Here is an 11,969-nt window from a genome sequence, read left to right as displayed (position 1 = left end):
GTATCAGGTATCAGTCTTGAGCGAGCAACGGTACCGCGAGGTAATTCCAGCCATCGCGAGCATCCAGTAGGCGATACGTGTGGTTTTCGGGGTGGTACTCACCAGGGAAGAACACCAAAAGCCGTCCCTCAACGGCTTCCTTGATGCCTTCAACCACTGATGAAACTCGCGCCAAACCGAAAAGCGTGCCAACTCCCAGCAATGCCACGACAGTATCTGGGCCGGCTTCGCTGCTAATGCGGCCTTTCAGCTTGGCGTTGAGGTCGGCCACGAATTCGGTGAGTTCGCCAGCCTGATAGCCGGCTAAGTCTTCGGGGGCTTCGAAGTAAGCATCGCGATATTCCTGCGCCGCCATCCATTCCGGAAAGGCATTCGTCACATCCAGCAATAACCACTGCTTACCTGCTTGCTGAGACGCAAGTTCAAATTCGCCGACGTTGGCGCGCAGGCGCAGTTCGTCTGCCTTATCGTAGACGGCGAAGATGACGCGCTGGATGGCCGCGAGCCCTGCCTGCCAGGGCACGGTCAGGTGTTGGCGGTAGGCGGACACCAGCTTGGCAACCTTAGATGACATGCGAAACCTCCTGGCGAACCTGTTCTTCTTCGGGGGTGAGGTAACCCGGGAAGCGCACTTCCTTCACGCCGCCTGCGTTCATGAAAACGAGCAGCCCTCGATGAGATGCTGCGCTGACGAGCGCTTCCAGTTCATCCTGCGCTGCCCCGAACAAGGCCGTCCACTCGGATGAGAAGAGCCGCTGGCCTGTACGTCCTTCGAGATAACCCAAAAACAGCAGCAGCGCGACGGATTCTGGATGGAATTTCGGCACGACGCGTATCTTCCTAGCCTTGCCCTGCAGGTAGCCCGCTGCGGTCCAGGTTCCGCCAATGCGCTGCGCAAAGGCCTTCAGTGATTCTGGACTGAAGTGGCAAGGGTCTTTAGCATCAATGAGACTCTCGACAGCCTCGCGTCCGACCACTCCGCCTGGGGACTGCGCCAAAAGGAATGTCTGGGTGGCTCGTAGCAACGGGTCGCGTGCTAACGCGACTGCGAGGGCCAGCAGCGGCTGTGCATCGTCGTTCAGCGGCCATAGACGACGCATCGCCCGAAAAATTGGGTTACTGGCGTCCAGCGCATACAGCGCCGCCAGATGCCGGAATGCGAGCTCGCGCGCCTTGCGAGTGGGCTTGCCCAACACATTGGCATCCACCACAGCCGCGGCGTAATCCGAGCGCGTGGCTTGCGGCGAGGTATGCGACATCAACAAGCGCAGGTCGCCCAACATCATGGTCCGAGCGGCGTGCGGACCATTGGTGCCAAATCGAAATCCCAGTTTCGCAAGTAGGGCTACGCGCTGCTCAATCACTTTGCTGTTCCTTCGGCATCGTGTTGGGCAGCGTATCGCTTGGAACCCCATCTAGCGGATGGCCTTGAGAACGACAGTAGGTCACCACCATGACCTCAATCATGTTGGCTAGGCTACGCATTTCGCGCTCAGCTGCGGACTGCAGTGCCACCTTGATGTGCGGCTCCACCCTGACACTGACCACTTCTGATTTGGCGACAGCCATTGCGCAGTTCCTGTAAGTAAAAAGCTTGCGTTTCGCTAGCATACCGCAGGATGACAGCGTTTAACCAGAGCAAGACAACAACGAGTCCCATGCTTCAGAATCGCGTTCGCGGAATGGCATGGGTGCGTTGATGACTGAGCGGTCGTGACCAGCGTGAACTGGGCGGCGAGGTAGAGACAACTGTGAAGATGGAGTTCCGGGAAAGGTGGATAGCAGTACGGCGCGTTTTATACTCCGGACGTGCAGTCAACGTCCGGTGATTTAGCCTGAAGCCACGTCAAAGCATTGGTAACTGGAGCTTTTCAAAAAAAGCTCGGTTCCGTTTCTTGGCATCATCCAGCATCTTGTCGTACGAGAGAATTTCGATGTAGCAGTTCAACTGCGTGTGGAACTTGAAGTACCCGGCGCCGTCCGGCGTGACCATGAAATCTCTGGTGAGTGCTATGTCTCGTATTCTCGGGGTCAACGTACACACAACGTAAGCATAAAACGGTGTCGTTTCAGCAACTTCTATGGTCCTACCTTCGTCCGTTTTGGCTTTGCTATCACGAAGCTTTCTCGCATAGCGAATCACCTGCTCGACAGGGTCTTCCTCCGTTGCCGGGTATTCGTTGCGCTCGGGGCGCTTGAACTCAACGATTACGGCGGAGTTGAAGCTGCGCTTCGTCTCGGCGAACACCTTTGCCGAATTGAAGACGACGATGTCAGGTTCATCACTGTCGTCCGAATTAACCGCTTTGAGCCGGCTCATTGGTAGGTCGGACCCGAGATACCAATGGTAGGCCAATCGTTCGTCGATGACCCAAAGGTTCTGCCGGTCGAAATCAACGTCTTCGGAGCTTGCCCGCATCGGGAAAATGATGCTGTGAACGGCTTCTTCCTTCACATAGCGTCCGTCGTCCTGAGTTTCAAGCGCCTTGTCGAGAAGCTCGAGGATGGTTCTCCGATGCACCACATATCTGGCCAGAGCGGCTTGGCCGAGTTCGTTCTCTTCGCGAAGAAATTGTTCGCGCAGGTGCTTGTACGCTTCGTTGTTACGTTGACCGTCAAGCGGCAGACTCTCTATCTGCCGTGCCTGCTCCCTGTGCGCGAGTTCAATATCCTTCTGAACTTTATACAGCTCGATGTCCAGCTGGTCATCGGATACATTGGGAGAAATACGGTCGATGTATTGGCCATACCGTTCGCTAAGCATGAAGCGGTATTGCGGGGCCTTGCTGGCGACCAGCGTTTCGATGTTTCGTCGCTTCTCTTCGCGCAACGTGGACATGTATGGCGCCGCCGCACTTTTTACGACGTCTGTCACCGCCGTGTCCAGTTGCGGCCGACTCAGCTCATCATCGAGTTCAAGCTCATCTTCGCCAGACAGAACCAACTGCGTACGAGAAGAGTCAACGCGTGAATCGAGGTATTGACCGAACACGTATGTCTTGAACACAAACGACTTGCCAGCCTCGTCGACGAATCTTGTCTTGAAGTCGGGAACACGTGTGCCTACGCCCCACGAGATGACCTCGCGCTTATTGGCGCAGTAGGAGACGGTGTGCCGCCGATTCAGACTGGAATCGAAGCGAACAATGACCGCATTCAACTCGTGTTTGCCGACAGTGAACGCATGCTCCGTCGCACGCGTGTCCGCCTCAGTGCGAAAGTATTCGTTCAGATTGATTGGCTCATGCTCATCGTCGTGAATCCATACCTTCGGGCATCCGGGGCTCAGAAAGTAAATGACGAGATGGTCGATGACTTTCTGTGCCAGAGTATCGAGCGACTTCGGGAAATGCTTTTGATACTCCGCGCGGATGTTAAGGAGTTTTACCGTCGTCTTGACTTCGCCGACTTCGCAGAGGTCCAGCTGCTCGTTCTCAACACCCTCCTCGGATTTTCTAAATTCGAAACTGCGACGGTAACGCTCGTCACCTTGGTCGTACACGCTCTCAATCGTTGCCTTTTCAAATACCTTGAGCCAAGTGAAGCGACCGACGCCTTTGTTTCCCTTTGCCGCTTTGCGAGTCGAATCCGATACGAAGAACGCCTTTGCATTGATGTCAGAAAACCCACCACCGTTGTCGACGATGGTGACATCCCGAATAGCGCCCAGGTAGTCATCACCGCTGTCGATTAAGCGGCCTTGCCTGTCGTCTCGGTGGAAATAGACATCAATGCGCCCGTTTTTACGCTGTGACTCGTCAATTGACTCCAGAGAATTGACGATGCATTCAAAGACCGGAATGTACGGTTGCGTAATTGGAAGGGACAGGTTTTCCACCCGTCCCGCTATATCAACGTGCATGGACTTCCCCGTGTTCGAAAACCTCTGATTCTTCTCGGCGTGAGTCGCATTGGCGTGTGTTGTCGGGCTCGACCAGCTCTCAACGGCGATGCATAGCGCAGGTCAATGCGATGGCTTACAAGTCTACCTTGCAGCAGAGAAGCTCATGACATTTTCTCGCAGGGGTTGCGTAATTATTCCTGCTGCATGAATTGACCGAGCGAGGTACCGTTGGTAGCCAACACGGCTGCCGCTACTACCGGAGGACAGCGATACATAGCTGGTAGTGCAAGCTCGGAACTAGCAGGCACGCGCTTTTTCTGGGGCGACTCGACGCCATTTGGAAACCCATAGGACCGTCGGATGAGCCTGACGCTTTGTCTGTCGAGCTTGAAAATTCCCCCCGCGTTGACTACGGTAGATGGGCGCCGGTGCAATGCCGACGTGTTGTTTAGCGATTGACCTGTCTACGCACTTGCGACCCGCCTACTCGGTCGAGCCCTATTTATGAGAGGGTACGACGTAGGAGCGGGCGATGGAACAGGTTACCTTTGGTGCAGCAGAGCCGGACGCCGCGAGGCGTATGGTGAGGAGATATGCTCATTCATTTCTCACCATATGGGGCAAAGGCGCGGCCTTAGGCGTGCGCGCGAACGCCACCCGCGCACCATTGGCTCAACCGACGCATTTCACCCCGTTTTCATGCCGCAAACCACCCTTGGCGGTCAGTTGTCATGTAGAAACATGGCATGCAACCCATTGTTTTTATTCGGATAAAAACAAGGTTTGTAACGTCTCCACTACACGCTTGTCACGTCGGCGTTACGGGCCTGTAACGCTCGTCGCACAAGCCTGTAACGCGAAAAAAAATTTCGCGGGACTCTCCCTCGACGGGGCAAGACTTTGCTCGTGTAACGTCTGTCGCGCCGGCCGTTTGGCCGATAAATTTCCCAAAAATCGTGTCGTTAGCACGGCAGTTACTCACTTGTTGAACTGCATCGTGTACGACCGCCATCACCTCTCCACAACACCAGACCGGCTCCGATTGGCCGGCATGGCTGCGCGCATCACCGCCCGTCGCATTTTCTTGACCAGGTTGCATCTGACGGCAGGAGGTTCGCGATGAGCCGCGTTGCCTACACCTACGGCTGCCGCGGCCGCCTGAATTCCGCGAACAGTGGCATTCGTGAAACCGCGCCGACATACGGCAAATCGCGCAACAGCTCCTTCAGCGAGAAGGCCGGCGGGCACTTCAAGGTCGAGCTCAATAACGAGCGGCTGGTTGCGCATCTGCTCATCATCGACCCGCGTGTCAAGGCGTTCCAGCCGCAGCCGTTCACCGTCGACTTGATTGAGCAGCGCATGCTTTTCACGCGGGACGCGGTTCGGCAAGCCTGGCACAAGCATCGTGATATTCCTGGCCCAAAGTTCTACACGCCGGACTTCAGCGTCGACTGGACGGATGGCTTGCATCATGCCATTGAGGTCAAGGGTGAGGGCAATGAAGGCGACGACGTCTACTGGGACAAAATCGCGCGGGCGCGCCCGATTCTGGCGGCCAATGGCTATCCGCTGCGCAGCGTTGTCGTGCCCAAAAATGGCAGGCATCCGCTCCGGATGAACCCCGGTGTGTTGAAGCAGGCGATTCACCGGCTCGATGCCTGGCTGACCGATGAACTCGTTGCACGCGTCACGTTCCGCTGCGAAAGCGGCCCCATATCGGTCGGCGCGCTGTGTGCGGACGTTCATCTCCTGCCTGGCCTGATTCCCGTCCTCCTGGTCGGCGGCGTCATCTCGGCCGACATCGCGCATCACACCATCTGCTCAACGCTCGAAGTCAGCCTCGCGTACGGCGACCTCTCGCACCTGTATCTCCTCGAAGAAATGGAAAACGCACTGGGGGTGACCGCATGATTCCCACGCTACACCTGCGGGACCGGCTCGCGCCGCCGGGAAATCACGATGCCTACAAGGAAGTACTCGACCCGCATCCACACGGCGGATGCATCAAGGTTTTCGATTCCACGGAGCGGCAGGACCGGTACATTCCAATCGCGGAAATCCGCGACGACATTTATCACGGGAAGGTAACCGTGCTGCGCGCCGGCAAGCCGCGCTACAGCCATGCTGCTCAACCTGACGATGCTGGGCTGCATGAGAAAAATCACTTCGTCCGCGACGTCATGGGGCGAATCAAAGCTATCCAGAAGCAGCGTGGCGTCAGCTTCCTATGCGCCTATCGATTGGCGAACGACGAATATCAGAAGAACGCAACCCTGTTCTCGCGTCCGTTTCCGAAGCAGTCGACGATGTACCGGTACTACGAGCGCGACCTCGCAGGCTTGCCAATGCTGCGAGGTAAGGCAAATCAGGGAAACCGCGCGCCGCGACACTCAATCGAAGTCGTCAACCTGATTTGCATGGTTGCCGAACGGCACTATCTCGTCCCGCATTCGCGCTGGACGGCTCAGGACGTCCTGAACGAAGTCAATTTTCGAGTGTACGGCGAGCTCTATCCGAAGGTCGCTCATCCCATCAGTCTCAAGTTTGTACAGAAGACTATCCGGCGCCATCTCTCGGCGGACCCCGAGCATGACCGTATGCTTCCTGAAGATGCAATCGCGGGTAAATCCATTGCGATGAATCGTATCGTCGTCGAGTTGCCGTTCCAGCGAGTCGAGCAGGATGCACTGCATCTCCCGTTCTATGTTGAAACGCCTGACGGCGTTACGAGCGACCTCTGGCTGGTGCATGCCATCGATTGCTCTTCAAGTTATCCGCTAGGCTGGCACCTGGTCGTCGGGCCACCGACGGACGTCCATACGCTCGCGTGCATTGAAATGTACACGGCACCGCTCAAGCTGAACCGCTTCAAAGAGCTGGGCGTCGACCACGATATGAATGCATGCGGAACGCCCGGCCTTATCGTTTTCGATAACGGTGCCGAGAACAAGACGTCTCGCATCGAAAACCTCGAAAGACTGGGCATCGAAGTTCGACACTGCCGGGGCCGCGCTGGGCAGGAAAAGCCCTTTATCGAACGGCTGAATCGTTCACTCAAGGAAGCCATCGGAAAACTGGCCGGCAGCACGCGGCTGGACAATGAGGATGGAAAGCGCGACCCGGTCAAACTGGGTGACCACTTCAAGACAGTTGAGGAACTGGAACGCTGGATAGTGCGCTGGTACTACGAGAAGTGGATTCATATGCCGTTGGAACGGCTGCAATGGGGCGCCGTGCTCTCGGACACGCTCGAAGGCGACACGCCTTACGAGCGATGGAAGCATTTCGAGTCGCTGTACTACGCGATTTCTCTTCCGCCGTCGCGCTCCGAGTGGCTGGCTGTGCTCTATACGCATGACGAGCGCCGACTGAGTCGCAAAACCGGCATCACGATTGACGGATTTCATTTCAAGGGCGAGAACCTCGATGGGCTGATTGCCAAATACGGCGAGAACCAGCACGTGCATGTGCTGTACAACCCGGATGACTTCAGAGAGGTCTACGTCTACGAGGGCGATGAGTTTCCGCTGATACCTCTGCAGAACTTGCTGGCTATCGGCGACGACACCATTTCGGCGTGGTCGTTTTCCGAAGCCAAGGAAAAGTTCAAGAAGCACAAGGCCGGTTCCAAGCCTGCCCCACAAGCCCAGAAGTTCGACCACGACCTGCACCAGCAGGTTGTTGCTGATTCGCTTGCGCCGAAGAGAAAGAGGCCTGGCAGGCGCCAGCAAAATCAGGAAACACGTGCGCGCGCCAAGGAAACGACGGCTATCAAGCGTGCGGCCAGCCGGCCTACACCACCACCTGGCCCGGCACCGTCAGCACGCACGACGGAAGCTGCATCGTCAGCACCATCTTCCGCATCGCCGTCAGAAGCCATGCCTTTTGTCAGCATGCCTGCGCTCCCGATGTTGAACCGCAACAGCGGGGAGGAACTGATTTGACGCCCGCACAACAATTGCTCGTCGCCATCGAGACTTGCGAGCTTCCACATCCGCGTTTCCTGGAGCATTTGCAGCCACTCAAGCAGCGTATCGAAAATGCACTGGCCGGCCGTGCAAGTCGCATCGAGCGAATCATGGGTCCTTCGCGAGTGGGCAAGAGCATGCTTATCAACGCGCTGGTGCGCGAATTTGGTGAAACGAAGATTGATGGGCGACGTCGGGTTCCCGTACTCGTTGTTCCCGTTCCTACACCAGCCACCACGCTGGAGTTACCGAAGAGCGTGGTTGCTGCCCTGGGCATCCCTGTTCAGCGCAGTATCACTCCCGGAGCCATGCGCACCCGCATGCTCGAGCAGCTGAGGCTGGTCGGTACGCGGGTGATTATTTTCGAAGAAGCCAGCCACCTCGTAGAAGAAGGTTCGCGCTTCCCGGTACGGGCGGCCGCTGACTGGTTCAAGGCGTTGGCCGACTCACACAATCTGACGCTGTTCCTGTTTGGGGTACCGCGCCTGAAAATCCTGTTCGATAACAACGAACAGTTGCGTCTGCGCGCATCTGCCACACGTCTGCTTCTGCCTTACGACTCCCGCGTCGCCGACGACATGGGGGCATTTCACTCTTGCGTTGCCGCTTTCGCCCGTCGCTTCGCCGAACATGGTTTCCCCATTGCATTGTCACCCGCCGCGCTGACGTACCAGTGCTATTTGCTGAGCGGGGGGCTGATAGGCATCGTGAGTCGATTCATGCAAGAACTCGCCGACAGGATGGCCGCCGAGGCCCCGCACACGCTGACGTTTGCCGATTGTCAGGCGGCTCTCAAGGGAATAACGGCAACCGGTTCTCCCAATTTTCCGGCATTCGAAAGTCCAGATACGGTTGAGAACGCAGTCGCTCCCGCCGCACTGCACCAGGCATTTTTGCAGGTGATGCGCGACAACGACCTGGCTGTGCCCATCATCAATAACCAACCGGAGGCTGTGCAATGAGCCTCGCGGTCACATATGCTCCGAAAGACGACGAATCCGGACTCGGCTACTATCGCCGGCTCGTCACGGACAATATTCTGTCGAACTGGCGCGAGCTTGCCGGGCTCGCTGGCGTACAGCGCAATCGCAGCGCCCTGCTCGGTCATGCCGATTTCGTTGCTTCACGGCTCGGCCTCGAAAGCGCGTGGACGCACTTCGTCAGCCATCAGGATGCAATGTGCCGTAGCTGGGGACGCTTGCATCGCGCTCAGGCTGATGCAGTGTGCCCAGCCTGCCTGTCGGAAGACCGCTATCTGCGGCACTGCTGGGAGCATACCTACGTCACGGCTTGTCCAAAGCACGGAATCCACCTGGTCGACCAGTGCCATGAATGCGGGGAATATCTTTCGCCGCATCGGTACCACATCGACCAGTGCGATTGCGGCGCAGACTTGTGCCGGCTTCCGCGAGTTGCGTCGCCGCCGGCCCAGCACTGGCTCTCGACGCTGATTGGCAGTTCGGGAGAGCAGTCCGGTGGTGTTGCGCCTGGTGTGCGTCACGTCGACATCGCCAGTCTGGCCAGGCTGGTTCGAACACTTTGCCTGCATTCGGACCCCACGGCTCCCGCGGCACACCGCGGTGCTGCGCTCCCGAAATCCGTCGCGGAGGCAATCGAATTCCTCAAGCCTCTGGAGACGTTTTTGCAGGACTGGCCGACCGGGTTTCAGAAGCATGTAGAGCAACGCATTGCTGCGGGAAAGCAGGATGCCCGAACGTTGAACTCGCTGCTCGGTCCCTGGTACGCCAGCCTGCGCCTGCTTTGTGTTGGCACTGCGCTGGAGCCATTCATTCAGGTGGTCGTCGAAGTCGCGGCAGAGAAATTCGACGGTGTGCTTGGGATGGATGCGACGAAATCCATTGCCGAAGATGCGACGGACTATGTCCGGTTGCCGGATGCCGCCAGGGCTATCGGCGTCAGCTCATCTCGTTTGCGCAAGTCGATGGAAATCGGGGAGTGCAGTTTCCGCACTCGCCGACTGGGGACCCGAGGGCAGATTTACGAAATCCCTCGTGCGGAGGTGGCTCGTATTCAGCGGCGACGCGCAGAGTGGATTTCGGATGCGCATGCGTGCGAACTGGCCGGCGTATCTCCGTCGGTACTTGCCCACATGGTGGCAGCCAGGGTCATCGTGTCGGACGTGCGTTGGCGTGAAGACCTGCTCAAGGCGGGCCAGGTCGAACGCCAGTCCGTACTCGATTTGTATCTGCGCGTGGCCGAGGCCGCGGAGCCTTCCCCTGTGACCGACGACGCGAAGCTCACGTGGTCGGACCTGACGAGCCGGAGGATGGGCGACAAACAGGCCATCCAGTCGCTGATGCAGGCCATCGCAGGCGGTCACGTGAAAGCTGTCACGCATGGCAGAACGTTGGGCGACATGGCATTCCGACGTTCGGATGTCGCTGAATATTTCGGCACGCCGTTACTCGAATCCGGGATGTCCATTCAGCAGTTGACCAAAGTCACCGGCTGGAAATGGGAAAGCATCGCGCACTGGATTGGCGAAGGCCTGCTCGAATCCGAGTCGATTCAGCTTCGTGGGCAGCAATGTCGTGTCGTGTTGCCGAATCAACTGCTCGCGTTCCGGCAAACCTACGTGCCACTGGCTGACCTTGCTCGCGCGATGGGCACGAAGTCGTCCGCGTTGTCGCGGTTGCTGCGTGGCATTGAACTGGTTGGGGCGCAGCGTCTGCCTGACGGTGCCGCGCGAGGCGGGCTGCTTCGTATCGCAGACCTCGGCCGACTTGCCGTGCTCGGTGCGAGAGCGGGTCACGACCTGTTCGTGCCCGCAGCGTAACTTCTTTGCACAGGAGGCCATGAACCGCGCCGGGTTTGTCGGAGACCGCCGAGTTTGGCGCTACGCCGCGCGAGCGGATAGCGCCAGATTCCGTTTGTAAGCTTGCTCCGCCTCCGCCGGCGACACGTACCCGAGCGGGCCGAGCAACCGATGGTGGTTGTACCAGTGTACCCATTCCAGCGTGGCGAGTTCGACATCCTGGAGCGTACGCCATGAACGCCGGTGCACAACTTCGGCCTTGTACAGTCCGTTGATTGTCTCGGCCAGCGCATTATCGTACGAATCGCCAACGCTGCCGGCGGACGGTTGCACGCCAGCATCCACCAAACGTTCGGTGTACCGAATGCTGAGATATTGCGACCCGTGATCGGAATGATGAATGAGGCCGGGCGGCGGCTGGCGATCGTGTAACGCCTGGTTCAGCGCGTCCAGCACGAAGTCAGTCTTCATCGATGCCGACACGCGCCAACCGACGATACGGCGCGCAAACACATCAGTGACGAAGGCCACGTAGACAAAGCCCGACCATGTCCAGCAATAGGTAAAATCCGCAACCCACAGCGCGTTGGGCTGATCGGCACGGAACTGACGTTTGACCCGGTCCAGCGGGCACGGCACCGCATCGTCGCGCTGCGTCGTCTTGATCCGGCGCCCGCGCCGCACACCTTCGAGGCCCATCGCCTTCATCAGGCGCGCAACCGTGCAGCGCGCGACCTTCACACCATCACGCAGCAACTGGCGCCAGACCTTGCGCACACCATACACGCCAAAGTTCTCGTCCCAGACCGCACGGATGAGGGCCTTCAGTTCAGCATCGCGACGCGCTCGCTCTGGCCATTGCTCCGGATCGCTGCGCCGCCCGGCGTGCCGGTAATACGTCGACGGCGCGATCGGCAGCAGGCGGCAGATCGGCTCGACACCGTAGACGTCGCGATGCTCGTCGATAAACGCGATCATGGTTTCGATCGGCGGTCGAGCTCCGCCTGCGCGAAATACGCGGAGGCCTTGCGCAGGATCTCGTTGGCCGTGCGCAATTCACGATTCTCGCGCTCCAGTTCCTTGAGCCGTGAGAGCTCGGAAGTCGTCGTGCCCGGTCGCTGGCCACGGTCGCGCTCAGCCTGGATGACCCAGTTTCGCAGCGTCTCGCGCGACATCCCCATCTTCGAAGCGATCGAGCGGATCGCCGCCCCCTGCGTTTCGTACTCGTGCTGATGCTCAAACACCATCCGCACCGCCCGCTCCCGCACCTCATCTGAATATCGCGTCCCGGTGGGCTTCCTTACCTTGCTTTCGTTTTCCATACTTCAAATCTCCAATTACAGCCAAGATCCGAAGTCTCCTACATTCCCGGAGCGGTTCA

Annotated in this window: 10 protein-coding genes and 1 other annotated feature; of the genes, 5 read left to right on the top strand and 5 right to left on the bottom strand. The window is 58.3% G+C overall.

What is annotated here, in order from left to right:
* Positions 1-10 precede the first annotated feature (10 nt).
* The 4 genes from O1Q03_RS33560 to O1Q03_RS33545 form a co-directional block, all read right to left on the bottom strand.
* Positions 11-574 (bottom strand): BREX protein BrxB domain-containing protein, encoded by a 564-nt coding sequence (locus tag O1Q03_RS33560; RefSeq protein WP_059567307.1) that lies wholly within the window; start codon positions 572-574, stop codon positions 11-13.
* Complete coding sequence (locus tag O1Q03_RS33555; RefSeq protein WP_269509106.1) at positions 564-1,364, bottom strand: hypothetical protein; 801 nt, start codon at positions 1,362-1,364, stop codon at positions 564-566. The genes O1Q03_RS33560 and O1Q03_RS33555 overlap by 11 nt, the downstream gene beginning before the upstream one ends.
* A complete protein-coding gene (locus tag O1Q03_RS33550) occupies positions 1,357-1,569 on the bottom strand; it encodes a hypothetical protein (protein ID WP_124595744.1) in 213 nt (70 codons plus the stop codon). The genes O1Q03_RS33555 and O1Q03_RS33550 overlap by 8 nt, the downstream gene beginning before the upstream one ends.
* Before the next feature lie 277 nt (positions 1,570-1,846).
* Positions 1,847-3,862, bottom strand: a complete 2,016-nt coding sequence (locus tag O1Q03_RS33545; RefSeq protein ID WP_269509104.1) for a hypothetical protein — start codon at positions 3,860-3,862, stop codon at positions 1,847-1,849.
* A 514-nt stretch (positions 3,863-4,376) separates the two neighbouring features.
* Here O1Q03_RS33545 and O1Q03_RS33540 point away from each other — a divergent pair.
* The 5 genes from O1Q03_RS33540 to O1Q03_RS33520 are packed head-to-tail and all read left to right on the top strand — an operon-like array spanning position 4,377 to position 10,609.
* Positions 4,377-4,967, top strand: coding sequence for a hypothetical protein (locus tag O1Q03_RS33540; RefSeq protein WP_269509102.1), 591 nt, complete (start codon positions 4,377-4,379; stop codon positions 4,965-4,967).
* Positions 4,964-5,755 carry a hypothetical protein gene (locus O1Q03_RS33535; RefSeq protein WP_269509100.1) on the top strand — a complete coding sequence of 264 codons (792 nt, stop codon included), beginning with the start codon at positions 4,964-4,966 and terminating at the stop codon, positions 5,753-5,755. Before O1Q03_RS33540 ends, O1Q03_RS33535 begins: the two co-directional genes overlap by 4 nt.
* Positions 5,752-7,788: a Mu transposase C-terminal domain-containing protein gene (locus tag O1Q03_RS33530; RefSeq protein WP_269509099.1), complete on the top strand. Its 2,037-nt coding sequence runs from the start codon at positions 5,752-5,754 to the stop codon at positions 7,786-7,788. The genes O1Q03_RS33535 and O1Q03_RS33530 overlap by 4 nt, the downstream gene beginning before the upstream one ends.
* Complete coding sequence (locus O1Q03_RS33525; RefSeq protein ID WP_269509097.1) at positions 7,785-8,774, top strand: ATP-binding protein; 990 nt, start codon at positions 7,785-7,787, stop codon at positions 8,772-8,774. The genes O1Q03_RS33530 and O1Q03_RS33525 overlap by 4 nt, the downstream gene beginning before the upstream one ends.
* Entirely contained in the window at positions 8,771-10,609 is a 1,839-nt protein-coding gene (locus tag O1Q03_RS33520; protein ID WP_269509095.1) for a TniQ family protein, read from the top strand. The genes O1Q03_RS33525 and O1Q03_RS33520 overlap by 4 nt, the downstream gene beginning before the upstream one ends.
* Positions 10,610-10,669: 60 nt before the next feature.
* Here O1Q03_RS33520 and O1Q03_RS33515 read toward each other — a convergent pair.
* Positions 10,670-11,910 (bottom strand): IS3 family transposase gene (locus tag O1Q03_RS33515; RefSeq protein WP_442865862.1). Its coding sequence is split into 2 segments (ribosomal slippage): positions 10,670-11,604 and positions 11,604-11,910, totalling 1,242 coding nucleotides; the frame shifts between segments, so codons are not numbered across the junction.
* Positions 11,492-11,608, bottom strand: a sequence feature (AL1L pseudoknot). (Overlaps the previous gene by 117 nt.)
* Positions 11,911-11,969: the final 59 nt, after the last annotated feature.

It is taken from the genome of Burkholderia sp. IMCC1007 (assembly GCF_027257875.1).
Classification (GTDB): Bacteria; Pseudomonadota; Gammaproteobacteria; order Burkholderiales; family Burkholderiaceae; genus Burkholderia.
The sequence above is the reverse complement of the archived record's forward strand: the minus strand, read 5'-3'. Positions and strand labels throughout refer to the sequence as shown.

What these genes read in the sequence shown, in the direction of transcription:
- O1Q03_RS33560 (WP_059567307.1), bottom strand. Translation starts at nt 574, where the DNA reads ATGTCATCTAAGGTTGCCAAGCTGGTGTCCGCCTACCGCCAACACCTG.
- O1Q03_RS33550 (WP_124595744.1), bottom strand. Translation starts at nt 1,569, where the DNA reads ATGGCTGTCGCCAAATCAGAAGTGGTCAGTGTCAGGGTGGAGCCGCAC.
- O1Q03_RS33545 (WP_269509104.1), bottom strand. Translation starts at nt 3,862, where the DNA reads ATGCACGTTGATATAGCGGGACGGGTGGAAAACCTGTCCCTTCCAATT.
- O1Q03_RS33540 (WP_269509102.1), top strand. Translation starts at nt 4,377, where the DNA reads ATGGAACAGGTTACCTTTGGTGCAGCAGAGCCGGACGCCGCGAGGCGT.
- O1Q03_RS33535 (WP_269509100.1), top strand. Translation starts at nt 4,964, where the DNA reads ATGAGCCGCGTTGCCTACACCTACGGCTGCCGCGGCCGCCTGAATTCC.
- O1Q03_RS33530 (WP_269509099.1), top strand. Translation starts at nt 5,752, where the DNA reads ATGATTCCCACGCTACACCTGCGGGACCGGCTCGCGCCGCCGGGAAAT.
- O1Q03_RS33520 (WP_269509095.1), top strand. Translation starts at nt 8,771, where the DNA reads ATGAGCCTCGCGGTCACATATGCTCCGAAAGACGACGAATCCGGACTC.